The following is a 21,450-nucleotide window of genomic DNA, read 5'->3' on the forward strand; positions in this document are numbered from 1 at the left end:
TTTCTTTCTGGTCAGAAATACTTCGGGGTGAATTGGCCAAAAGGGCCAGGAGGGGCAGCGCCCCTCCCCGTCGTGACCAGCCGAAGGTCAGTCCTGATCCGGGTCCGCGTTCGGGTCCGCCTGGCCGACGCCGCGGAACACAAACTTGAACGGCAGCACCCAAGCGATGCCGAGGCCCACATAGACCACCAGTTCCAGCCACAGCGGCGGCCGGTCCAGCCAGTTCATCACCGTGACCGCGGCCACGATGTAAACGGGCATGCCCACCAGCAGGATCACCAGCGCCCAGCGTCGCCGCGCCTTGTAGCTCAGCCCCTTCTTATCCTCTGCCATCAGTCGGCAAACGGGTCGGTCACCAGAATGGTGTCTTCCCGCTCCGGGCTGGTGGACAACAGCGCCACCGGGCAGTCGATCAGCTCTTCCACGCGTTTCACATATTTGATCGCGTTGGCGGGCAGATCGTTCCAGCTGCGCGCGCCTTCGGTTGATTCGCTCCAGCCCGGCATCTCTTCGTAGATCGGCTTGCAGCGCGCCTGCTGGTCAGCGGCGGTGGGCAGATAGTCGAGGCGCTCCCCATCCAGATCGTAACCGGTGCAGATCCTCAGCGTCTCAAACCCATCCAGCACATCCAGCTTGGTCAGGCAGATGCCCTTGATGCCGGAGGTGGCGCAGGTCTGGCGCACCAGTGCCGCATCAAACCAGCCACAGCGGCGCTGACGGCCGGTGGTGGTGCCAAACTCATGGCCACGGGTGCCCAGACGCTCGCCATCTGCATCCGGCGTGCCATCCTCGTTCAGCAGCTCGGTCGGGAACGGGCCTTCGCCGACGCGGGTGGTATAGGCCTTGACGATGCCCAGCACGTAATCGATCGAACCGGGCCCGATGCCGACACCCGTTGCCGCCTGCCCGGCAATCACATTGGACGAGGTCACAAAGGGATAGGTGCCAAAATCAATGTCCAGCAGTGCGCCTTGTGCGCCCTCGAACAGGATCCGCTTGCCCGCCTTGCGCTTCTCGTTCAGCACCTTCCAGACCGGTGCCGCATAGGGCAGGATCTTCGGTGCGATCTCTTTCAGCTGGGCAATCAGCGCATCGCGGTCGATGGCCTCGACACCCAGGCCCTTGCGCAGCGGGTTGTGGTGCTGCAACGCACGATCAACGCGGGCGATCAACGTCGCCTCATCCGCCAGATCGGCGACCCGGATGGCGCGGCGGCCGACCTTGTCCTCATAGGCCGGGCCGATGCCGCGGCCGGTGGTGCCGATCTTGGTGCCTTTGCTTGCCGCTTCCTCGCGCGCGCGGTCCAGCTCGCCGTGCAGCGGCAGGATCAGCGGGGTGTTTTCCGCGATCATCAGCGTCTCCGGCGTGATCTCCACGCCCTGGGCGCGCACGGTCTCGATCTCTTTCAGCAGGTGCCAGGGGTCCAGCACCACGCCATTGCCGATAACCGACAGCTTGCCACCGCGCACAACACCCGAGGGCAGCGCGTGCAGCTTGTAAACCTTGCCGTCAATGACCAGCGTGTGGCCGGCATTATGGCCGCCCTGAAAGCGCGCGATCACATCCGCGCGCTCGCTCAGCCAGTCCACGATCTTGCCTTTACCTTCGTCGCCCCACTGGGCGCCGACTACGACGACATTGGCCATATCTGGTCCTTTACAGTCTTTGGTTCAAACCCACGCTCATATAGCGATGCAGCACCGGCAGGGGAACCGGTTTTTCGCCGCAACCCTCACGAATGCAGGGGGGGGCGATCAGCGCCTGCCCGCGAGAAGGCGCGGCTACATCCATGTCAGCCACTTTATCTCTCTGCTTCCCGTACAAGCATTCCCACATACACGCCGTCTCCAATGGGCCAGCCTTGTTGGGCGGGCGGGCGCTGGCCCGGCGGGGCCCGGCGCCTTGTTTCGGGCCGTTGGCACCGCCCCCCGCAGGGGTGTTGCGCCCCCAGCGAACGCCTCCTTCACGCAATCCTCATGCCGCCCGTGCCATCATTCCAGCTGATCGAGATCACCCGCCATGCCCTCTGCGCAGGGGGTATGATACGCGGCGCAGGTATCTGTGTGGCTGCCTGCGCATCACCGGAGACCGCCCCCGATAAAAAGGGGGTCGTTCAGGAATTCCTGTCCGAGCCTCCCCCGCGGGGGAGCGTCCACCCTCCACGCGGCGACGTCGCCCCCTTCACAGGGTTTCGCGCACGACCCGTCAACCAACCCGTAAAACACCCGCCCCGGCCCCCGCGCCCCGGCGGGCGGACCTGCTGGCCTCAGTCCCGCAGTGACACCGGCGCACCATGGGGCGTGGCCAGATAGGCCGCTTCCCAGCGGCTGCGCATCGCCTCGGCCTCCGCGCGGGAGGCTGCGCCATCCTCCGCCAGATAGCTCTCCAGCGTTTCCAGCCAGGCGCGAAAATAATCCTCACCGCCATCCAGATCACGCGCCAGCCCGTGCTGTTTCAACGTCGCCGAGAACCGCGCCACCCAATCGGCCCAGCTGAACCGCCCCGCCTCGTTCAGATGCACCGTCAGCGCAAACACCTGCGCATGCCACGGTTCGGCAAACACGGGCTCGGGCGCGGCCACTTCAAGACATTTGCTCATACCGATTCCAGGTAGCTTTGCCACAGGTCCAGCACCACCTCGTCCTCCGGGTGTTCGGGATGTGCCCACAGCTGGCTGGCGGCGAAGCGCACGGCATACAATGGCTCCGGTGCCTCACCCAACCCATGCGCATTGCTGTCGGGCAGCACATGGGTGCCGTGCAGCCGCAGGATATAGCCGCACGCCCCGGCGGCGTATTGCGGCAACCGCGTGTGGCCCCCCGCCACCCGCGCATTGTCCGCAGGCAACCGCGTGCGCACCGCCTGCCCGGGGGAAAACCGCGGCGCCGGCCCGCCCGTACGGGTGGCCGGGCCGCCCCTGGCCAGCACCGCCGCCACGTTTTCCGCCTTCAGCGCCCGCCCGGCCAGCGCGTGCAGCTCTGCCGTGCCTTGGCCCTGCAAATCCGCTTCGCTCAGGACGCCGGTCTCCACCAGGAGATCGGCCAGCGCCGCAATCCACTTCTCGTAATAGGAAAAACGGGTGTAATCCTTCGGCGACAGCCGCTCGCGCGCGTGGCGGGAGACGTCGATGTTCCACTGCCCCAGCGCCCCACAGGCCAGGGTCACCGCCAAAGCGCGCCCGTGCCAATCCTGCGCAAACACCGGCGCCTGCGGCGCATCGGGCACCACCGCCCCATCGCCGAATCGCCCGCCCATGTCATGCACGCGGCTCATGGCTGCACCTGCGGTGCCTGCACCAGCGCGGTGCCGATCATGCTGTCGCGACTGACCAGCGCCGCCAGCGCGTCTTCCTCCATGTCATCCGTACCTTCGGGGCGCATCGGCAGCACCAGGTAGCGCACCTCCGCCGTCGAATCCCAGACCCGCACAGCGGTCTTGTCCGGCAGCGAAACCCCAAATTCCGCCAGTACCTTGCGCGGCTCGCGCACCGCACGGGCGCGGTAGGCGTCGGATTTGTACCAGGCCGGCGGGATGCCCAGCAGCGGCCACGGATAGCAGCTGCACAGGGTGCAGACGACCATGTTGTGGCGCTGTGGGGTGCTCTCCACCACCACCATATGCTCCCCCTGGCGGCCATAGTAGCCCAGCTCGGCCAGCACCGGATCGGCATCCGCCAGAAGCGCCGCCTTGAACGCTGGGTCAGACCAGGCCCGCGCCACCACACGGCCACCATTCTGCGGGCCGATGCGGTTTTGATAGGTGTCGATGATCTCCTCCAGCGCGGCGGGATCGATCAGCCCCTTCGCGGTCAGAATCGTCTCCAGCGCCTTGACCCGCAAGGCGGGGTCCGGGGGCAGATGGGCGTGCGGGTGGTCGGGGGCATCATGCGGCATGAGGCCAGAGTGCGCCGCTGGGCCGGTGCTGTCCAGCCTGCTTTGATGATTGGGAAAATCGCCCCGGCCGTGGCCCACCAACCATTCCCGGCCCGGCAAGTGAACTGAGCCCTTGCCCCCCCGGCCAATCTTCCCTATTTACCGCCCGATACTCAGCCAACCGCCGCAGGGACCCATGGAAAACGTTGTTCTCATCATCCATCTTCTTCTGGCTCTCGGCCTCATTGCCGTTGTCCTGCTGCAACGCTCCGAGGGCGGCGGTCTGGGCATGGGCGGCGGCGGTGGCGGCGCTGTCTCCGGTCGCGCCGCAGCGACTGCGCTCAGCCGGCTGACCTGGATCCTGGCCATTGCCTTCATCTGCACCTCGATCACCCTGACGGTGCTGGCGGCACAGAAATCCGCAGGCTCCTCGGTCGCCGACCGGCTGCTGGCGCCGCAGACCGAGAACGACGCCCCGGCAACGCCGCCCGCATTGGGCAGTGATCTTTTGCCGCCGAGCGAGGGCGACAACGCACCGCTGGTGCCGAGCCTCGACTAAACCACTACAACTTGACGGGTTTTAGGGAACTGCAACAGCATCTTGCGGTTCCCTTGCGCATGACGCGCGAATCCTTTATATATGAAGTCCCGTGGTGCTGCGGTTTTTCGGACACTTCCGAGAGCCGCCGGGCAGCTGAAATCTGACTTCTCACGGGGGCAGCCGAATACACATGGCGCGTTTTATCTTCATCACTGGCGGTGTCGTTTCATCCTTGGGCAAAGGCCTGGCTTCGGCAGCACTGGGGGCTCTGTTGCAGGCCCGCGGCTATTCCGTCCGCCTGCGCAAGCTGGACCCCTACCTGAACGTCGATCCCGGAACCATGAGCCCGTTCGAACACGGTGAGGTCTTCGTCACCGACGACGGCGCCGAGACCGACCTGGACCTTGGCCACTACGAACGGTTCACCGGTGTGCCCGCCCGCAAGACTGACTCGATCTCCTCGGGCCGGATCTACACCAACGTGCTGGAAAAAGAGCGCCGCGGCGACTACTTGGGCAAGACCATCCAGGTCATCCCGCACGTCACCAACGAGATCAAGGACTTCATCTCCATCGGCGAGGATGAGGTGGATTTCATGCTGTGTGAAATCGGCGGCACCGTCGGCGACATCGAAGGCCTGCCTTTCTTTGAGGCGATCCGCCAGTTTGCTCAGGACAAGCCGCGCGGCGAATGTATCTTCATGCACCTGACGCTGCTGCCCTACATCAAGGCCAGCGGCGAGCTGAAGACCAAGCCGACCCAGCACTCGGTCAAGGAACTGCGGTCGATCGGACTGGCACCGGACATCCTGGTCTGCCGCTCCGAAGGGCCGATCCCCAAGAAAGAGCGCGAAAAACTGGCGCTGTTCTGCAACGTGCGCCCCGATTCGGTGATCGCCGCGCAGGACCTGAAATCGATCTACGAGGCGCCGCTGGCCTATCACCGCGAAGGCATGGACCAGGCGGTTCTGGATGCCTTTGGCATCGCCCCTGCCCCCAAGCCCAACCTGGTCCGCTGGGAAGATGTGGCCGACCGCATCTACAACCCCGAAGGCGAAGTGAAGGTGGCCATCGTCGGCAAGTACACCCAGCTGGAAGACGCCTATAAATCCATCGCCGAGGCTCTGACCCACGGCGGCATGTCGAACCGGGTGAGGGTCACCATCGAATGGGTCGATGCGGAGCTGTTCGACAAGGACGACGCCGCGCCCTATCTGCAAGGCTACCACGCGATCCTGGTGCCCGGCGGCTTTGGCGAACGCGGCACCGAGGGCAAGATCAAGGCGGCGCAATACGCGCGGGAAAACAAGGTGCCTTACCTCGGCATCTGCCTTGGCATGCAGATGGCGGTCATCGAGGCTGCGCGCAACGTGGCCGGTATCGCCGAGGCGGGTTCCGAGGAGTTCGACCACGAGATCGGCAAGAAACGCTTCGAGCCGGTGGTTTACCACCTCAAGGAATGGGTGCAGGGCAGCGTCCTGGTGGAGCGCAAGGTCGGCGACGACAAGGGCGGCACCATGCGGCTGGGCGCCTATGACGCGACGCTCCTGGAAGGCTCCAAAGTAGCCGAAATCTATGGCAGCACTCATATCGAGGAACGCCACCGCCACCGCTATGAGGTCGACACCAAGTACCGCGAGCAGCTTGAGAAATGCGGCCTCAAGTTCTCCGGCATGTCGCCGGACGGGCGCCTGCCGGAAATTGTCGAATGGCAGGACCACCCCTGGTTCATCGGCGTGCAGTTCCACCCGGAACTGAAGTCCAAACCCTTTGCGCCGCACCCGCTGTTTGACGGTTTCGTACGCGCGGCCAAGGACGCCTCGCGACTGGTCTGACGCGCCGTCGGCGGGGGCGCCGCTCCCGCCCGTTGCGGAGCAATCAGAGATTGATCCTGTCCGGTTGGGCCCGGCGCCGCTGCGCGGCGCTGGGAGAAGACGGAAAAAGGCGGGCCACCGGCCCGCCTTTTACATTTTGATAGCAGTGATCTTGGTCGGAACTCGTCCTCGCTGCGCTCAGAAACCATGCATCCGCTTGGCCCATTGATAGGCCACCACCAGCCCCTTCATCCGGGGCAGCATCACCAGTGAGGCCACCACCGTCACGGCAGACAGGATCAGCGCCAGCGTCCAGGGGTCGGGACGCAGCTGCACATAGACGATGTGCAACACAAACCCCAGGATGTGCCCCACCACCAGAATGGTCAGATAGGCGGGCCCGTCATCCGCGCGTTGGTGGCTCAGATCCTCGCCGCATTCGCTGCAGCCGTCATTCACCTTGAGATAGCTGTGCAGCAACTTGCCCTGCCCGCAGGCGGGGCAACGCAGCCGCAGCCCGTTCACCAGCGCAGGCTTCATCGCCCGTGCATCCGGTTGCATCAGATCGGTGCCAGTCATTCGCGCGTCTCCTTCGCTTTGCCGTCTGATACCGCGATTCCGCGAATGCATGCAATCAATACGCAAGCATTTGCCTTGCGTAAATTGACGCAGTCTGACATTGAACCAATCAATTCTGGAACAATAGGCCTGCTCGGCAGGAGGGGCGGCAGATGGCACAGTGGACCCCGGAACGGCTGGCAGAGGCGCGACATGGCGGCAGGCCGCGCTATCTCGAGATCGCCGAGGCGATTGGCGCTGACATTGACTCCGGCGTCTTGACGCCGGGCGACCGGCTGCCACCGCAGCGGCGGGTGGCGCAACAGCTGGGGGTGGATTTTTCCACCGTATCGCGCGGTTATGCCGAGGCGGTGCGGCGCGGCTATATCGAGACCTTCGTGGGCCGCGGCACCTTTGTGAAAGCGGCGGATGCGCTGCCGCCCCGCCCGGATCCGCGCCGCGCGCGCGAGGAAGACCCGATGATGAACATGCCGCCGGAGCCGGACGACCCGGCGCTGCTTGCACGCATGCAGGCAGGACTGGCGCATGTCTCGGCCAACCTGATGCCCTTGCTTCGGTATCAATCGGTGACTGGTAGCCCGCAGGACCGGGAGGTGCTGTGCGGATGGTTGCAGGCCAACGGGCTGCCCGCGGCGGCGGAACGGCTGGTCATAACGCCCGGCGCCCATGCCGCGCTTTATGGCATTCTGACGGTGCAATGCGCGCCGGGCTCGGTGGTGCTGTGTGAGGATGTGACCTACCCGGGCCTGCGGGCCATCGCCGCGCAACTGGGGCTGCGTCTTGTGGGGCTGGCTGGCGACGATGACGGCATCCTGCCGCAGGCGCTGCGGGCGGCGATCCGCAGCCATGCCCCCGCGGCGCTCTATCTGAACCCGACGCTGCACAACCCCACCACCCGCACCATGCCCGCCGAGCGCCGCCGCGCAGTGGCCGCGGTGCTGGCGGAACATGACCTGCCGCTGATCGAGGATGATGCCTATTGCCTGGTCGCCGAGGACGCGCCACCGCCAATCAGCAGCCTGGTGCCGGAGCTGGGCTGGCATGTGGTCGGCCTGTCCAAATGCCTTGGTGCCGGGCTGCGGCTGGCCTGTACCACGGTGCCGCAGCAAGCTCGAATAGGCCGGTTCAGCCAGGCGCTGCGGGCGTTGCATGTGATGGTTTCGCCGTTGACCCTGGCGCTGCTGACGCGCTGGATCGAGGACGGCACCGCAACAGACATCCAGGCCCATCTGCGCCAGGCTGCACGGGCGCGGCAGGCGCTGGCAGCAGAGGTGCTGACAGGTGGTCTGCCAGAGGGGCTGGCCGGGGGGCTGATGGTGGCAACCGACCCGCTGGCGTTTAACCTGTGGCTGTCGCTGCCCCCTGGCACCAGCCGGGCCGAGGTCATGGGCCGCATGGCCACCCGCCAGATCGGTATCCTGCCCAGCGATGCCTTCACCATCAGCGGCCCACCGCCAGAGGCGCTGCGGGTCTGCCTGGGTGGCCCCATCGGCCTTGGCGCCCTGCGCGCGGATCTGCTGGCGCTGAAGGACGCGCTGAGCCGCAAGGATTGGCTGGGCTGAACGAGCGCTAAAGCCCTGCACAGCGGCTGAAATCCAGGCGGCCTAACGGCGAGTCCGCCGTAAAACCTTCACCCGTTAGCGCAATCGACCCGTTGTTTCTGCGCCGTTTCGCGGTATAGACAGCGCAAAGACTGACCATTTCCAACAAGAGTGACGCATCATGGCAAAAGACGCTTCCACCCAGCAGGCTCAATTCGACCGCATTGCCACTGGCAAGGGGTTCATCGCGGCACTGGACCAGTCGGGCGGCTCCACCCCGAAGGCGCTGAAGCTCTATGGCGTGACCGAAGACGCCTATGCCGGCGATGACGAGATGTTCGCCGAGATCCACAAGATGCGGACCCGCATCATCACCTCCCCCAGCTTCACCCAGGAGCGCATCCTGGGCGCGATCCTGTTTGAAAAGACCATGGACGGCGAGATCGAGGGCAAACCGACGGCGCAATATCTGTGGGAAGACTGCGGCGTGGTGCCGTTTCTGAAGGTCGACAAGGGTCTGGCCGACGAAGAGAATGGCGTGCAGGTGATGAAGCCGATGCCGGAGCTGGATGCGCTGCTGGCGCGGGCCGCCGACAAGGGGATCTTTGGCACCAAGATGCGCTCTGTCATCAAGGACGCCAACGCCGAAGGTATCAAGGCGGTTGTGGCGCAGCAGTTCGAGGTTGGCCAGCAGATCGCCGCCGCCGGGCTGGTGCCGATCATCGAGCCGGAGGTGGACATCCACTCTGCCACCAAAGCCGAGGCCGAGGAGATCCTGCAGGCGGAGATCGCTGCCCAGTTGGACGCCCTGCCCGACGGCACCAAAGTGGCGCTGAAGCTGACCATCCCGACCAAGCCGGGCCTCTATGACGATCTGGCCGATCACGCATCGGTGGTGCGGGTCGTGGCGCTGTCGGGCGGCTACAGCACCGATGAGGCCTGCGAGAAACTGGCGCAGAACCCGAAGATGATCGCCTCTTTCAGCCGGGCGCTGACCGAGGGTCTGAACGTGGACATGTCCGACGCCGAGTATAACGCGGCGCTGGATGCCAACATCGGCAAGATCTACGCCGCCTCGGTGTAAGCCTGCCGGGACGGTCCAGACAAGGGCCACACGCCAAGGAATGACAGGGCTGCGCCACCGGGCGCGGCCCTTTTTTGTGGTGCTATGGGGGGGGCGTCGGCCCGACCTGGCAGCGGACGGGACGCCGTGCCAAAGTTCAACCGCCGGAGCGCCCGGCCCAAAAGACCGCCAGCACCAATCCCGCACCGCTGAAAAAGGGGAGCCAGAAATGCCGCAGCCCCGTGGCGCTGAACCAGCCTGCCGCCCGCGGCGCGGCGTTCGGGGTCAGGCCGCTCCCCAGCCAGTGCCAGAACAGAACCGAGGCGAGGCAGATCAGGATGCCGCACAGCGCCAGCAACCAGCGCGCGGAACTAGGCATCCCTCTGCCTGCCGAGGCCGGTTGTCGCGTTCGGGCAGCCTCGGGGCCGGGCCGTCACGCCGCTTCTGTGAGCGAGGGGCGCAGCCCCGTGCAGCTGACCCGGTTTTCATTGACCGCAAGGTAGCTCTGCGCCGACTCGCGGTCGCCAAAGCTCAGAGCCTCGTCGTAGAAATAGGTGATCCGGTCCCCGCTGCGCGACAGGAGCGCGCCGCTTTCGAATGCGATGAACCATTTTTTCCGCACCAGCTGCATCAGCCTCAATCCTTCTTTTCACCCACGGACCTGCGGTCGCTGACCCCGGCCGGGTTCGCATTGCCTTATGGTCGCCGCCGCCCCTTCGGGGCAGATCGACCTGCCTCTGCCGTGTTGGTGCATGAACAAGATCTGGGCACCCGACGACAGATCCCGGCCAGATTTTGCGCTATTTCCTTGCCAAAAGGTTAACAAGGCCGGGTAATCCCGGAACGCGGCAGCATTCTGCCGGCTGCGGGCGGTTTCCCGCCGGCCTCGGCGGAAAATGGATCATTCCGGCAAGAATTTGCGCTAAATTTTCAGAGGTTTACATCCGGGTTGCCAAGCCGGACCGTCGCCCGACAGCACCGCGAGTGGCCCGTGCGACTCGGTCCGGGCAACTGGCGCGTTTTCAGCTGAAATCCGGCTTGCGCTTTTGCAGCTGGGCTGTCACGGCCTCCATCTGCTCCGGCGTGCCGATGAGCGCCAGCTGTTCGCGGCTTTCTGCCAGCAGCACCTCTGCCTGGCAGGCACCGCTCTCGGCGAGACCGATCAGACGTTTGGCCGCACGGATCGCGGCGGGGCTTTGCCCGGCGATATGCCCCGCCAGTTCACTGGCCCGCGACAGCGGGGTGTCGGACAGCTCGCTCAGCACTCCCCAGTCCAGCGCCTGTTGCGCGTCGACCACCTCGGCGGTGTAGGTCAGGCGGCGCAGCACGTCAGAGCGCAGCAGTCGCGGCAGCAGCGCCATGCCGCCCATGTCAGGGATCAGGCCCCATTTCATTTCCATCACCGACAGGCGCGTGTCGGGGTGGGCAATGCGGATGTCAGCCCCCAGCGCCAATTGCAACCCGCCACCGTAGCAGGCGCCGTGAAGCGCCGCGATCACCGGCATCGGCAACCGCCGCCAGACCATCGCGACCTCCTGAAAAAGGTTGGCATCGTTGTGGGTTCGCGTCATCACCTCTGCGGTGAGGTCGCGTTGAGCGAGGCCAGCAAAGCTGGCCATGTCGAGCCCGGCGCAAAAGCTTTTGCCTGCGCCCGAGACGACCACCGCGCGGGCGTCGGACCCGGCCAGCTCCTGCCCTGCGGCGACGATCGCCTGGATCATCGCGTCATCCAGCGCGTTGTGCTTGTCCGGTCGGTCAAGGGTGACATAGGCGACGTGGTCCGTGTGGCCGATGGTGACGCGGGGCATGGGGTGGGTCTCCGGTGTTGGGGCTGTCGTCAGCCTGCCCCGGATGCACAGCCCCGCGCCAGTACAACGTGGCGGCAGGCCAAGGCTTGCCCCGCCCGCCCCCTTGCGGTTATCTGCCGGCATGACTGGACCCCGCTATACCCCGCTTGTGCAATCCCTGCCCGCCACCGTGCCCTTTGTCGGCCCCGAGACCCAGGAACGGGAGCGCGGCGCGCCCTTTGCCGCGCGGCTGGGCGCAAATGAGAACATCTTTGGCCCCTCGCCCCGCGCGGTGGAGGCAATGGCGCAGGCCTCGGCGGAGATCTGGAAATACGGTGATGCAGAAAACCACGACCTGCGCCAGGCGCTGGCGGCAGAGCACGGCGTGGCGATGGACAATATCGTCGTCGGCGAGGGCATCGACGGGCTGCTGGGCTATCTGGTGCGGCTGCTGGTGGCGCCGGGCGATGCGGTGGTGACCTCCGAGGGGGCCTATCCCACCTTCAACTACCATGTGGCGGGGTTTGGCGGGGTGCTGCACAAGGTGCCTTACCGCGACGACCGCGAGGACATCGCGGCGCTGTTTGCCCGCGCCGCCGAGGTGGATGCCAAGATCGTCTACCTGGCCAACCCGGACAACCCGATGGGCAGCTGGCATAGCGGCACGGAGATCGTCGCCGCGCTGGACAGCCTGCCCGCGGGATGTCTGCTGTTGCTGGACGAGGCCTATGTGGAATGCGCCCCCGAGGGTACCGCGGCGCCGGTCAGCGTTGATGATCCGCGGCTGATCCGCATGCGGACCTTCTCCAAGGCCTACGGCATGGCAGGCGCACGGGTCGGCTATGCGCTGGGGCATCGCGATCTGATCGCCGCCTTCCACAAGGTGCGCAACCATTTCGGCATGAACCGCGCCGCCCAGGCCGGGGCGCTGGCGGCGGTGCAGGACCGTGACTGGCTGGCGCAGGTGATCGCGCAGATCGAGACCTCTCGCTGCCGGATCGGCGAGATCGCCGCGCAGAACGGCCTGACCGCGCTGCCGTCCGCGACCAATTTCGTCGCCATCGACTGCGGCCGCGACGGCGCTTTTGCCAAACGCGTTCTGGATGCGCTGGTGACGCGCGGGGTGTTCGTGCGGATGCCGCAGGCGGCGCCGCAGAACCGCTGCATCCGGGTCAGCTGCGGGCCTGAGGTCGAGATGGCGGCGCTTGCCGCGGCCTTGCCACAGGCGCTGGCAGAGGCACGGGGCGAGCCGTCGGCCGAGACGCGGGCCACAAACGGCTGAAACCCGCCCATGCGCCGTGAATCACGCGGCTTTTAGCGGACATCTCCCCCGGCCGGCCTATCCTTTTGCTGGTATCACCGGGAGAATTGTCATGCGTGACCCTAACCTGCCGGACCGCATTCCGGACCTGTTCACGGCGGCCATCACCTTTGCCGCCATCAATCTGATGTGGATCTTCTTTGTCATCTGGGTGCTGTACGGGCTGGTGCCCGTGCTGGTGCTGGCGGTGTTTATCAACCACTTCATCACCCGGCTGGAAATTCGCCTGAACGGGCATAAAGGGCACAAGGGGCGCAACGCCTGATCCCCCCTGCCCCTTTGGCTCGCGCGCGGCGCCCGCTCTGCCACGGGCAGCCGCAATCAGCTCGCCGCAAGAACCGCTGCGGCGTTCTCCAGCGCGCCAGTGCCATGCGGGATGCCGAGCGTCTTGAGGCCGGCATCAATGCCGCCCAGAAGCCCCATCACCATATGACCATTCACATGCCCCATATGGCCCAGCCGGAAAAACCCGTGCCATTCCGGGCTGTCCGGCGCAGCCATGCCCAGTCCGATGCCCAGGGTCAGGCCCAGGTTCTGCTCCAGCCACTGCCGCAGTCGGGTGCCGTCCGGCGGTGCCAGGTGCAGCGCGGTGACCGCGTTTGAGCGCAGCGAGGGGTCCGGCACGTTCATCCGCAGCGGTCCCGCCTGGCCCCAGGTCTCGCAGGCGGCCCATATGGCACGGGCCAGATGGGCATGGCGCGCCCAGACGTTTTCGACCCCTTCGGCGTGGATCAGGTCCAGCGCGGCCCGCAGCCCGTAGAGGTGATGGGTCGGCGCGGTACCGCCGAAATACTGGTAGAAGATCTCCGGGTTGGCGCGCGGGCTCCAGTCCCAATAGCGGCTGATGCGGGGCAGCGCGGCGCGGGCTGCGGCGGCGCGGTCGTTAAAGAAGACAAAGCCCATCCCGGCAGGCACCATCAGCCCCTTCTGACAGGCGGTGACCATCACATCGACGCCCCAGTCGTCCATTTCGAACCGGTCACACCCAAGCGAGGCAATGCAATCGGCCATCAGCAATGCCGGGTGGCCCGCGTTGTCCAGCAGGCGGCGCAGGGCCGCCACGTCATTGCGGATCGAACTGGAGGTATCCACATGCACCCCCAGCACCGCCTTGATGCGGTGATCGCGGTCGGCGGCCAGTGCCTCGGCGATGCGATCATGGTCCCACGGGGCGGCCGTGCCAAAGTCGAGAATCTCGACCTCCAGCCCGAGCGCCTCTGCCATTTCCGACCAGCCGATGGCAAAGCGTCCCGAGGCAGGCACCAGCACCCGATCGCCCGGTTGCAGGGTGTTTTGCAGCGCCGCCTCCCAGGCGCCGTGGCCGTTGGAGATGTAGATCGCCACCTGATGCCGGGTCCGCGCCACCCGGGTCAGATCCGGGATCAGGGTCTCGGTCATTTCCACCAGCTCGCCCGCGTAGATATTGGGCGAGGCCCGGTGCATCGCTTGCAGGACCTGGTCCGGCACCACCGAGGGTCCGGGGATGGCCAGGTAAGATCGCCCGGCTGACAGGTTGACGGAAGTGTTCATGGCTGCTGCTCCCTGCGCTGCGGCGGGCGCGCGGGCGCGCCGCAAATGGTTGTGCCGGTACAGTAGCCATCCCGCCCGCCGGGTCAATCGCGCCGCGCGCCCGACTTTTGCAGCGGCGCGGCCTTTGGGGCCAATAGGTTGCACCGCCGCCGTTAGCTGCTTAAATGGCGCCATCCCGCCGGGATGGACACCATCACAAAGAGGCCCGAGATGACCACAACGAACCGCCGGACCTTGCCCCTGCGCCGGAGCCTGCTTCGATGAGCAAGCCGCATAAATCCTCGCGCGAGCTGTTTGGCTGGCTGTGGCGCGGCTACCTGCGCCATTATATCGGCATCCTGGGTGTTGCGGTGGTCTTCATGCTGATCGAGGGCGCCACCATGGGCGCGCTGGGATACATGATGCAGCCGATGTTCGACCTGGTCTTCGTGGCCGGCAATTCGAACGCGCTGGTCTGGGTCAGCCTGGCCTTTCTGGCGATCTTTACCCTGCGCGGCGTCTCCAGCGTCACCCAGAAGGTGCTGCTGAGCAAGGTCTCGCAAACCTCCGCCGCGCATCTGCGCAAGGATCTTCTGGCGCGGTTGATCCGGCAGGATCCGGCCTTTCACCAGCAGCATCCGCCGGGTCTGCTGTTGCAACGGGTGCAAAGCGATGTGGGCGCGATCAACGCGGTCTGGCAGGCGGTGATCACCGGCGCAGGCCGCGACCTGGTGGCGCTGGTGGCGGTGCTGAGCGTGGCCTTCAGCATCGACTGGCGCTGGACCCTGATCCTGCTGATCGGCGTGCCGGTCCTGCTGCTGCCGATTGCCTCCATCCAGCGCTATGTCCGCAAAAAGGCATCCCGTGCGCGCGATCTGGGCGCCGACCTGGCAACCCGGCTGGACGAGATTTTTCACGGCATCGTGCCCGTCAAGCTGAACCGGCTGGAAGACTATCAGGTGGGTCGGTTCGCCCAGCGAACCGACGAATTCGTGCACTCCGAGGTGAAGGCCGCCTTTGGCACCTCGTCGATTTCGGGGATGACGGACATCATGGCGGGCGTCGGTTTCATGGCGGTGCTGCTGTATGGCGGCAATGAGATCATCGCGGGCGAAAAGACCGTCGGCCAGTTCATGAGCTTCTTCACCTCGATCGGGCTGTCGTTCGAGCCGATGCGGCGGCTGGCCAATATCTCTGGCGTCTGGCAGGGCGCTGCGGCCGCGCTGGAGCGTATCAAGGAGCTGCTGGACGCACCGATCCTGCTACAGGAGCCGCAAAACCCCAAGCCCGCCCCCGAGGGCCTGCCGGACATCCGGCTGGAGGGTGTGAACCTGCGCTATGGCGAGGCGCAGATCCTGAACAGTCTGTCGCTGGAGGCCGAGGCCGGCAAGACAACGGCGCTGGTGGGGGCTTCCGGGGCGGGGAAATCGACCATCTTCAACATTCTGACCCGGATGGTTGACCCGCAGGACGGCGCTGTGACCGTGGGCGGGGTCGGCGTGGCGGAGCTGAACACCGCCGATCTGCGCAGCCTGTTTTCGGTGGTGACGCAGGATGCGATGCTGTTCGACGAGACCCTGCGCGAGAATATCGTGCTGGGGCGTACGGATGTCAGCGAAGCGGAGTTGCAGGCGGCGCTGGAGGCCTCGCATGTGGCGGATTTCCTGCCCAAGCTGGAACATGGGCTGGAGACCCGCGTCGGCCCGCGCGGCTCTGCCCTGTCGGGGGGACAGCGGCAGCGGGTGGTGATTGCCCGCGCGCTGCTGCGCAACACCCCGGTGCTGCTGCTGGACGAGGCGACCTCAGCCCTGGACGCGCAGTCGGAGAAGGTGGTGCAGCAGGCGCTGGACAAGCTGTCGGGAGGGCGCACCACGCTGGTGATTGCGCACAGGCTGTCGACCATCCGCAATGCCGACAAGATCGTGGTGATGGACCGCGGCCGGGTGGTGGATCAGGGCAGCCACGATGAGCTGCTGGCGCGCGGCGGCATCTATGCCGATCTCTATCGGTTGCAGTTCCAGGACGGCAAGACGGTGGTCGACACCACCGCCATCGCGGCCCAGACAGAGCATCTGCCCAAGGGCCGCAGCGGCCAGCGCGACCGCTGGTTCCGCCGCTTTGTGCGCAAGGTGTTCGGCTAGCTAGCGGGCAAGAGGCGGCCCGCCTCGCCGGGGCACGGGCAGCGTCGTCGCCCGCAAAAGGGCGCTGCGCGGCCGCCTACTTTCGGTAGGACGCTGCCAGTTTGTGCGTGTCCTGGCCCATGAAATACCGCGCCAGCGTCCAGAGATTGCGCGCGCCGCGGCGCAGCCAGCCCGCGCGCTGATAGCGCGCGGCGCTGGTGAAGGCGGTGCAGGGCAGCGGCGTTAGCCCGCGCAGGCGACGCACCAGCGCCACGTCCTCCATCAGCGGCTGCTCGGGATAGCCGCCAGCGGCCGCATAGTCGGCCCGGCGCAACAACAAGCCCTGATCGCCGTAAGGCAGGCCAAACAGGCGCGCGCGCAGGTTGGCCCAGCCCGCAACCCAGGCCGCTTTTGGTCCGGTGGCGCGAAACCGCAGGCGGAAGTAGGCCGCACGCCCCTGGCCCTCGTCCAGATGTCGGCTCACCGCCGCCGCCCACCCCGGCGCCAGATGGGTGTCGGCGTGCACCACCAGCAGCCAGTCCCCGCGCGCCGCCGCGCAGCCGCGTTGCAGCTGCCCGCCGCGGGACGGCGCGCCGCTGATCCACGCCGCGCCGGCGGCTTGCGCGATGCCGTGCGTCTCGTCCTGCGAGCCACCATCGCTGACGATCAACTCGCGGATCAGCCCGGCGCCCAGCCCCTCCATCAGATGCTCCAGGCAGGCGGGCAGCTCTGCCCCGGCATTCAGGGTGGGGATCACGATGCTGACCGGCGCGGGCATGGCGGCCTCCTGTGCGGATTTGCGGTTTTCTTCCGCCGCACTTTCTATATCACTGTGCGACAGAGTTAAACGTCCCGGCCCCGCGCCCGGTTCCAGTGGAGACACGAGCATGAGCAACCGTCGCATTCTGCGCCTGAGCGGCACCGACACACGCAGCTTCTTGCAGGGGTTGGTGACAAGCAACGTGGACCGTCTGGACGATGCGCAGGGCGGCGGGCTGGTCTATGCCGCGCTGCTGACGCCGCAGGGCAAATATCTGGCCGATTTCTTTCTGGCCGCGGAGGGCGACGCGGTGCTGCTGGACGTGGAGGCGAGCCTGGCCGACGGGCTGATGAAACGGCTGAACATGTACCGGCTGCGCGCCGATGTGCAGGTGGAGATGACCGACCTTGAGGTGCAGCGCGGCACTGGACCGGCACCGGCGGGCGCGCTGGCCGATCCGCGCCATGCGGATATGGGCTGGCGGCTGTATGGGACCGAAGGCGGCGATGACGGCACCGATTGGGACGCGATCCGGGTGGCCCATTGCATCCCCGAAAGCGGCGTTGAGCTGGGACCGGACAGCTATATTCTGGAAGCCGGCTTTGAGCGGCTGGGCGGGGTCGATTTCCGCAAGGGCTGCTATGTCGGCCAGGAGGTCACCGCGCGGATGAAGCACAAGACCACCCTGCGCAAGGGGCTGCGGATCGTCGAGGTCACGGGTGCCGCCCCTGTCGGCACCGAGATTACCGCGGACGGCAAGGTGGTGGGCTCCCTGTTCACCCAGGCGGGTGGCAAGGGCATCGCCTATCTGCGGCTGGACCGCGCCAAGGGCGACATGCAGGCAGGCGACGCACGCGTCAGCTGGCAGCCCGACGCGGAAGCCGAGACGGACGGCAAGGGCTGAGGCCCGCTGCCGACACGAGGGCAAAAAGGCTTTGTTCACCCCTGCGCGATAGGCTCGGGCCAAATTGTTCCATGACCCAAAGGATCCTTCATGCGCCTGATTTCCGCCGCCGTGCTGGCCGCGATGACCGCCTCCCCGACTTTCGCCAACGAGTGGAGCTACAAGGACTGGCGGGTGTCTGTCACTCCGCACGAAAGCGCGCAGGACAGCTACGTGTACTGCCGCGCCAGCACCGGCGGCGATGGCGATCCGGTGCTGGAGCTGAACGTGTTTTCCGGCGATGCCGGTCCGCCCTACAGCTATCCGATGGCCGTGGTGGTGGAACGCGCCCCGCGCGGCTACGCCACGGCGGTGCAGCAGGGCCAGCCGGTGGATTTCATATTCGACTTTGACCGCAGCTTTGCGATCACCGCCCAAGCCGCATCCTGGTTCGACCAGGAGGGCATCGCCACCGCCGGCACCAACCTGCACACGCAGGACCGGCTGCCGATGCTGCGGGCGATGAAGCAGGGAAGCTGGGTGGAAATCTGGACTGGCAACAACATGCTCTATGAGGCGTCGCTCAGCGGGTTCACCGCCGCTTATGGCAAGATGATGGATGAATGCGGTTTCAGCCTTGATCTGCCTGCGGGCTGATCCGGCAGACACAGCCGCACACAACAGTTTTCCGCAGAACGTTTGCCAGGACGTCTTGCAAAAGTCTTGGGTGCCCCGCGGCCACAAAAAAGCCGCCCCGGTCGCGGGGCGGCTTTCTGATTTGGGACGCTTGGTCCGGATCAGGCGCGTTCGGAGTATTCCATGGTCTCGGTGTTGACCACGATCATTTCATCCTGGCCGACAAAGGGCGGCACCATGACCTTGACGCCATTGTCCAGGATCGCAGGTTTGAAGGAGTTGGCAGCAGTCTGCCCCTTCACCACCGGCTCTGTCTCGACGATCTTGCAGGTCACTTTCTGCGGCACGGTGGCGTTCAGCGCCTCCGACTCGTAGAATTCCACCACGATGGTCATGCCATCCTGCAGGAACGGGCGGCGATCGCCCAGCAGGTCTGCGGGCAGCTCGATCTGCTCATAGGTTTCGGTGTCCATGAACACCAGCATGCCGTCGGACTCGTACAGGAACTGCTGGTCTTTCTGCTCCAGGCGGACGCGCTCCACCTTGTCCGCCGAGCGGAAGCGCTCGTTCAGCTTGGAGCCGTTGCGCAGGTTGCGCAGTTCGACCTGGGCAAAGGCGCCGCCCTTGCCGGGCTTGACGTGATCGACCTTCACCGCTGCCCACAAACCGCCATTATGTTCCAGGACGTTTCCGGGACGGATTTCATTGCCGTTGATCTTGGGCATGGGAAAATGCCTTTCAGATGGTTGATGATAATTTGCAAGACCCTATATCTGGCAGGCTGATCGCTGGCAAGACAAGGATATGGTATGGAGGAAGGGTGAAGAAGCTATGCGCAATTTGCATGAATGCTATGCATCTGCGCTCTATCCGAATCGTCACAATTCCGCCATAAGCAGCGCTACGCCGAAAATTGCAATAGCAAGAACAACAAGGGATACGAGATGCGAGATTTCGTAGACGGCACCGCTTACAACAACGAGCAAGGCAACCGCGCCCGCAAACTTTTTGCCGCAGTTGTCCTGGCCGCATTGGATGATGCCATCGCCGACGACAAGAAATATGGCAACGGCCCGGAACAGATCGCCCGCTGGGCGCGCTCGCGCGATGGTCGCGAAGTGCTGTCCTGCGCCGGTATCGACCCCAACGAACGGGTGGTCGAAGGGCTTATGGACTTTGTGGGTCGCGGGGTGCGAACCTCTGTCGCGCTGTCGCGCGAAGAAAGTGAACGCCGCAACGCCGCACAGGCAGAAGCCGCCTGACGGCCTCTGACTGTCTGATATAAATGTCAGATGAAAAACGCGCCCCTAGCGGGGCGTGTTTTCTTTTGTCCGGCCAAAACATTACCGGTCGGCAGATCACACGAGGGCAGCCTGTCGCGCCCATGCCGCACGACGGCGGATCTGGTCCGCGCCCCATGGACGATAGCGGCTAACCTGCTATCCATGCCTGCATCCAGAGGCGCAGTCAGGGAGCCGCGAATGGCGCGTTCGATCATGATCCAGGGCACCGGCAGCAATGTCGGCAAATCGCTGCTGGTTGCGGGGCTGGCGCGTGCCTATGTGCGCCGCGGACTGAAAGTGGCGCCCTTCAAGCCGCAGAACATGTCCAACAACGCCGCCGTGACGCCAGAGGGCGGCGAGATCGGCCGTGCCCAGGCGTTGCAGGCCCGCGCTGCCAAGCGCCCCGCCCATACCGACATGAACCCGGTGCTGCTGAAGCCGGAAACCGACACCGGCGCGCAGCTGATCGTGCAGGGCAAGCGGCGCGGCAGCCAGGGGGCCGGGTCGTTCCTGCGCGACAAATCCGGATTGCTGGAGGCTGCGCTCGAAAGCTACCGACGGCTGGCCGCAGATGCGGATCTGGTGCTGATTGAGGGCGCGGGATCGCCTGCTGAGACCAACCTGCGCAAGAATGACATCGCCAACATGGGCTTTGCCTGCGCGGCGCAGGTGCCGGTGGTGATCGCCGGCGACATCCACCGTGGTGGCGTCATCGCGCAGATCGTCGGCACCCATGCGGTGCTGGAGCCGCAGGATCTGGAGTGGGTCGTCGGCTTTGTGGTCAACCGCTTCCGCGGAGACCTGAGCCTGTTCGACGGCGGCCGCGACGATATTGCTGCACGCACCGGCTGGCCAACCCTGGGCGTGGTGCCCTGGTTCTGGGACGCCTGGAAACTGCCGGCTGAGGACATGATGGACATCGCCTCGCGCCAGGGCGGCGCCTGCAAGGTGGTGGTGCCGCAGCTGGAGCGGATGGCGAATTTCGACGACCTTGACCCGCTGGCGGCAGAGCCCGCGGTGACGGTGGAGATCGTGCCGCCGGGCCGCGCCCTGCCGGGCGATGCCGACCTGGTGATTCTACCGGGCAGCAAATCGACGATCGGCGATCTGGCCTATCTGCGCGCGCAGGGCTGGGACATCGATATTCTGGCCCACCACCGTCGCGGCGGTCATGTGATGGGGCTGTGCGGCGGCTACCAGATGCTGGGCCGCACCATCAGCGACCCCGACGGCGTCGATGGGCGCGCGGGCAAGGTGGCGGGTCTGGGCCTGCTGGACGTGGACACCGTGATGGCAGGCGACAAACGGGTCACCCTGACCCAGGCCACCACACGCGACGGCAAGCTGCCAGTCAGCGGCTACGAAATTCACATGGGCCGCACCAGCGGCCCTGACTGCGCCCGCGCCTGGCTGGACATCCAGGGGCGGCCCGAGGGCGCTGCCTCGGCGGATGGGCGCGTCAAGGGCTCCTACCTGCATGGGCTGTTCGCCGCGGACGCCTACCGCGCCAGCGTTCTGGACGCGCTGGGACATGACAGCCAGCCCGGTTACGAGGATGGCGTCGAGGCCACGCTGGACGCGCTGGCCGATCACCTGGAGCGTTACATGGATCTGGACCAGCTGCTCGCGCTTGCACAGCCCGTTATGGTCTGACCGCCGACCGCGGGTGCCCGCCGCCTGCCCCGCCTACGGTGGATGTGGCCTTGCCCTTTATCCGTCGCCTTCGCTGATGCCGTTCGATG

Annotated in this window: 23 protein-coding genes; 11 read left to right on the plus strand and 12 right to left on the minus strand. The window is 65.8% G+C overall.

Annotated elements, in window-relative coordinates; all coding sequences use genetic code 11:
* Positions 1-87 precede the first annotated feature (87 nt).
* The 5 genes from AC0IPL_RS04915 to nthA form a co-directional block, all read right to left on the minus strand.
* Positions 88-333, minus strand: a complete 246-nt coding sequence (locus AC0IPL_RS04915) for a DUF2842 domain-containing protein (RefSeq protein WP_474272529.1) — start codon at positions 331-333, stop codon at positions 88-90.
* Positions 333-1,646 carry an adenylosuccinate synthase gene (locus AC0IPL_RS04920; protein WP_474272530.1) on the minus strand — a complete coding sequence of 438 codons (1,314 nt, stop codon included), beginning with the start codon at positions 1,644-1,646 and terminating at the stop codon, positions 333-335. The genes AC0IPL_RS04915 and AC0IPL_RS04920 overlap by 1 nt, the downstream gene beginning before the upstream one ends.
* A 620-nt stretch (positions 1,647-2,266) precedes the next feature.
* The gene (locus tag AC0IPL_RS04925) at positions 2,267-2,599 is read right to left on the minus strand and encodes a nitrile hydratase accessory protein (RefSeq protein ID WP_474272531.1); all 333 of its coding nucleotides are present in this window, start codon (positions 2,597-2,599) and stop codon (positions 2,267-2,269) included.
* Positions 2,596-3,273 (minus strand): nitrile hydratase subunit beta, encoded by a 678-nt coding sequence (nthB, locus tag AC0IPL_RS04930; RefSeq protein WP_474272532.1) that lies wholly within the window; start codon positions 3,271-3,273, stop codon positions 2,596-2,598. Before nthB ends, AC0IPL_RS04925 begins: the two co-directional genes overlap by 4 nt.
* Positions 3,270-3,893 carry a nitrile hydratase subunit alpha gene (gene nthA / locus AC0IPL_RS04935; RefSeq protein WP_474272533.1) on the minus strand — a complete coding sequence of 208 codons (624 nt, stop codon included), beginning with the start codon at positions 3,891-3,893 and terminating at the stop codon, positions 3,270-3,272. The genes nthB and nthA overlap by 4 nt, the downstream gene beginning before the upstream one ends.
* 175 nt (positions 3,894-4,068) lie before the next feature.
* Here nthA and secG point away from each other — a divergent pair, with 175 nt between their 5' ends.
* Both secG and AC0IPL_RS04945 read left to right on the plus strand, forming a co-directional pair.
* Complete coding sequence (secG, locus tag AC0IPL_RS04940) at positions 4,069-4,431, plus strand: preprotein translocase subunit SecG (RefSeq protein WP_474272534.1); 363 nt, start codon at positions 4,069-4,071, stop codon at positions 4,429-4,431.
* Between the two features lie 172 nt (positions 4,432-4,603).
* Entirely contained in the window at positions 4,604-6,247 is a 1,644-nt protein-coding gene (locus AC0IPL_RS04945) for a CTP synthase (RefSeq protein WP_474272535.1), read from the plus strand.
* Positions 6,248-6,424: 177 nt separating this feature from the next.
* On the opposite strand, the gene AC0IPL_RS04950 is transcribed toward AC0IPL_RS04945, so the two are convergent.
* Complete coding sequence (locus AC0IPL_RS04950) at positions 6,425-6,805, minus strand: DUF983 domain-containing protein (protein ID WP_474272536.1); 381 nt, start codon at positions 6,803-6,805, stop codon at positions 6,425-6,427.
* Positions 6,806-6,957: 152 nt separating this feature from the next.
* On the opposite strand from AC0IPL_RS04950, the gene AC0IPL_RS04955 reads away from it, so the two are divergent.
* Both AC0IPL_RS04955 and AC0IPL_RS04960 read left to right on the plus strand, forming a co-directional pair.
* On the plus strand, positions 6,958-8,367 hold the full coding sequence (locus AC0IPL_RS04955) for an aminotransferase-like domain-containing protein (RefSeq protein WP_474272537.1): 1,410 nt from the start codon (positions 6,958-6,960) through the stop codon (positions 8,365-8,367).
* A 160-nt stretch (positions 8,368-8,527) separates the two neighbouring features.
* Positions 8,528-9,430, plus strand: coding sequence for a fructose bisphosphate aldolase (locus AC0IPL_RS04960; protein ID WP_474272538.1), 903 nt, complete (start codon positions 8,528-8,530; stop codon positions 9,428-9,430).
* A gap of 136 nt (positions 9,431-9,566) precedes the next feature.
* On the opposite strand, the gene AC0IPL_RS04965 is transcribed toward AC0IPL_RS04960, so the two are convergent.
* From AC0IPL_RS04965 to AC0IPL_RS04975, 3 genes are all read right to left on the minus strand, one after another.
* Entirely contained in the window at positions 9,567-9,788 is a 222-nt protein-coding gene (locus tag AC0IPL_RS04965; protein WP_474272539.1) for a hypothetical protein, read from the minus strand.
* A 54-nt stretch (positions 9,789-9,842) separates the two neighbouring features.
* Positions 9,843-10,040 carry a hypothetical protein gene (locus AC0IPL_RS04970; RefSeq protein WP_474272540.1) on the minus strand — a complete coding sequence of 66 codons (198 nt, stop codon included), beginning with the start codon at positions 10,038-10,040 and terminating at the stop codon, positions 9,843-9,845.
* Between the two features lie 391 nt (positions 10,041-10,431).
* The gene (locus tag AC0IPL_RS04975; protein ID WP_474272541.1) at positions 10,432-11,217 is read right to left on the minus strand and encodes a crotonase/enoyl-CoA hydratase family protein; all 786 of its coding nucleotides are present in this window, start codon (positions 11,215-11,217) and stop codon (positions 10,432-10,434) included.
* A 121-nt stretch (positions 11,218-11,338) separates the two neighbouring features.
* On the opposite strand from AC0IPL_RS04975, the gene AC0IPL_RS04980 reads away from it, so the two are divergent.
* Complete coding sequence (locus AC0IPL_RS04980; protein ID WP_474272542.1) at positions 11,339-12,478, plus strand: pyridoxal phosphate-dependent aminotransferase; 1,140 nt, start codon at positions 11,339-11,341, stop codon at positions 12,476-12,478.
* 91 nt (positions 12,479-12,569) lie between these two features.
* Positions 12,570-12,782 carry a histidinol phosphate aminotransferase gene (locus AC0IPL_RS04985; protein ID WP_474272543.1) on the plus strand — a complete coding sequence of 71 codons (213 nt, stop codon included), beginning with the start codon at positions 12,570-12,572 and terminating at the stop codon, positions 12,780-12,782.
* 56 nt (positions 12,783-12,838) lie between these two features.
* Here AC0IPL_RS04985 and AC0IPL_RS04990 read toward each other — a convergent pair whose 3' ends face one another.
* The gene (locus tag AC0IPL_RS04990) at positions 12,839-14,047 is read right to left on the minus strand and encodes a pyridoxal-phosphate-dependent aminotransferase family protein (protein WP_474272544.1); all 1,209 of its coding nucleotides are present in this window, start codon (positions 14,045-14,047) and stop codon (positions 12,839-12,841) included.
* Positions 14,048-14,307: 260 nt separating this feature from the next.
* On the opposite strand from AC0IPL_RS04990, the gene AC0IPL_RS04995 reads away from it, so the two are divergent.
* The gene (locus AC0IPL_RS04995; RefSeq protein ID WP_474272545.1) at positions 14,308-16,167 is read left to right on the plus strand and encodes an ABC transporter ATP-binding protein; all 1,860 of its coding nucleotides are present in this window, start codon (positions 14,308-14,310) and stop codon (positions 16,165-16,167) included.
* Between the two features lie 76 nt (positions 16,168-16,243).
* On the opposite strand, the gene AC0IPL_RS05000 is transcribed toward AC0IPL_RS04995, so the two are convergent.
* Positions 16,244-16,924 carry a TIGR04283 family arsenosugar biosynthesis glycosyltransferase gene (locus tag AC0IPL_RS05000; RefSeq protein ID WP_474272546.1) on the minus strand — a complete coding sequence of 227 codons (681 nt, stop codon included), beginning with the start codon at positions 16,922-16,924 and terminating at the stop codon, positions 16,244-16,246.
* 109 nt (positions 16,925-17,033) lie between these two features.
* On the opposite strand from AC0IPL_RS05000, the gene ygfZ reads away from it, so the two are divergent.
* Both ygfZ and AC0IPL_RS05010 read left to right on the plus strand, forming a co-directional pair.
* Positions 17,034-17,810, plus strand: a complete 777-nt coding sequence (ygfZ, locus tag AC0IPL_RS05005; protein WP_474272547.1) for a CAF17-like 4Fe-4S cluster assembly/insertion protein YgfZ — start codon at positions 17,034-17,036, stop codon at positions 17,808-17,810.
* Positions 17,811-17,900: 90 nt separating this feature from the next.
* Positions 17,901-18,446 carry a hypothetical protein gene (locus AC0IPL_RS05010; protein ID WP_474272548.1) on the plus strand — a complete coding sequence of 182 codons (546 nt, stop codon included), beginning with the start codon at positions 17,901-17,903 and terminating at the stop codon, positions 18,444-18,446.
* 140 nt (positions 18,447-18,586) lie between these two features.
* Here AC0IPL_RS05010 and efp read toward each other — a convergent pair whose 3' ends face one another.
* On the minus strand, positions 18,587-19,150 hold the full coding sequence (gene efp / locus AC0IPL_RS05015) for an elongation factor P (protein WP_474272549.1): 564 nt from the start codon (positions 19,148-19,150) through the stop codon (positions 18,587-18,589).
* Positions 19,151-19,369: 219 nt separating this feature from the next.
* Between efp and AC0IPL_RS05020 the strand changes: the two genes are divergently transcribed.
* Positions 19,370-19,687, plus strand: a complete 318-nt coding sequence (locus tag AC0IPL_RS05020; RefSeq protein ID WP_008556013.1) for a DUF6280 family protein — start codon at positions 19,370-19,372, stop codon at positions 19,685-19,687.
* Positions 19,688-19,906: 219 nt separating this feature from the next.
* Entirely contained in the window at positions 19,907-21,361 is a 1,455-nt protein-coding gene (locus tag AC0IPL_RS05025) for a cobyric acid synthase (protein WP_474272550.1), read from the plus strand.
* Positions 21,362-21,450: the final 89 nt, after the last annotated feature.

Source organism: Leisingera sp. SA32, from assembly GCF_056033425.1.

Bases quoted from the DNA above. Each gene is read 5' to 3' on its own strand.
- AC0IPL_RS04915 (WP_474272529.1), bottom strand. From the start codon at position 333: ATGGCAGAGGATAAGAAGGGGCTGAGCTACAAGGCGCGGCGACGCTGG.
- efp (WP_474272549.1), bottom strand. From the start codon at position 19,150: ATGCCCAAGATCAACGGCAATGAAATCCGTCCCGGAAACGTCCTGGAA.
- AC0IPL_RS04965 (WP_474272539.1), bottom strand. From the start codon at position 9,788: ATGCCTAGTTCCGCGCGCTGGTTGCTGGCGCTGTGCGGCATCCTGATC.
- AC0IPL_RS05020 (WP_008556013.1), top strand. From the start codon at position 19,370: ATGCGAGATTTCGTAGACGGCACCGCTTACAACAACGAGCAAGGCAAC.
- AC0IPL_RS04980 (WP_474272542.1), top strand. From the start codon at position 11,339: ATGACTGGACCCCGCTATACCCCGCTTGTGCAATCCCTGCCCGCCACC.
- AC0IPL_RS04970 (WP_474272540.1), bottom strand. From the start codon at position 10,040: ATGCAGCTGGTGCGGAAAAAATGGTTCATCGCATTCGAAAGCGGCGCG.
- secG (WP_474272534.1), top strand. From the start codon at position 4,069: ATGGAAAACGTTGTTCTCATCATCCATCTTCTTCTGGCTCTCGGCCTC.
- AC0IPL_RS04995 (WP_474272545.1), top strand. From the start codon at position 14,308: ATGAGCAAGCCGCATAAATCCTCGCGCGAGCTGTTTGGCTGGCTGTGG.
- AC0IPL_RS04955 (WP_474272537.1), top strand. From the start codon at position 6,958: ATGGCACAGTGGACCCCGGAACGGCTGGCAGAGGCGCGACATGGCGGC.
- AC0IPL_RS04985 (WP_474272543.1), top strand. From the start codon at position 12,570: ATGCGTGACCCTAACCTGCCGGACCGCATTCCGGACCTGTTCACGGCG.
- AC0IPL_RS04920 (WP_474272530.1), bottom strand. From the start codon at position 1,646: ATGGCCAATGTCGTCGTAGTCGGCGCCCAGTGGGGCGACGAAGGTAAA.
- AC0IPL_RS05000 (WP_474272546.1), bottom strand. From the start codon at position 16,924: ATGCCCGCGCCGGTCAGCATCGTGATCCCCACCCTGAATGCCGGGGCA.
- AC0IPL_RS04945 (WP_474272535.1), top strand. From the start codon at position 4,604: ATGGCGCGTTTTATCTTCATCACTGGCGGTGTCGTTTCATCCTTGGGC.
- AC0IPL_RS05010 (WP_474272548.1), top strand. From the start codon at position 17,901: ATGCGCCTGATTTCCGCCGCCGTGCTGGCCGCGATGACCGCCTCCCCG.
- nthB (WP_474272532.1), bottom strand. From the start codon at position 3,273: ATGAGCCGCGTGCATGACATGGGCGGGCGATTCGGCGATGGGGCGGTG.
- ygfZ (WP_474272547.1), top strand. From the start codon at position 17,034: ATGAGCAACCGTCGCATTCTGCGCCTGAGCGGCACCGACACACGCAGC.
- AC0IPL_RS04925 (WP_474272531.1), bottom strand. From the start codon at position 2,599: ATGAGCAAATGTCTTGAAGTGGCCGCGCCCGAGCCCGTGTTTGCCGAA.
- AC0IPL_RS04960 (WP_474272538.1), top strand. From the start codon at position 8,528: ATGGCAAAAGACGCTTCCACCCAGCAGGCTCAATTCGACCGCATTGCC.
- AC0IPL_RS05025 (WP_474272550.1), top strand. From the start codon at position 19,907: ATGGCGCGTTCGATCATGATCCAGGGCACCGGCAGCAATGTCGGCAAA.
- nthA (WP_474272533.1), bottom strand. From the start codon at position 3,893: ATGCCGCATGATGCCCCCGACCACCCGCACGCCCATCTGCCCCCGGAC.
- AC0IPL_RS04950 (WP_474272536.1), bottom strand. From the start codon at position 6,805: ATGACTGGCACCGATCTGATGCAACCGGATGCACGGGCGATGAAGCCT.
- AC0IPL_RS04990 (WP_474272544.1), bottom strand. From the start codon at position 14,047: ATGAACACTTCCGTCAACCTGTCAGCCGGGCGATCTTACCTGGCCATC.
- AC0IPL_RS04975 (WP_474272541.1), bottom strand. From the start codon at position 11,217: ATGCCCCGCGTCACCATCGGCCACACGGACCACGTCGCCTATGTCACC.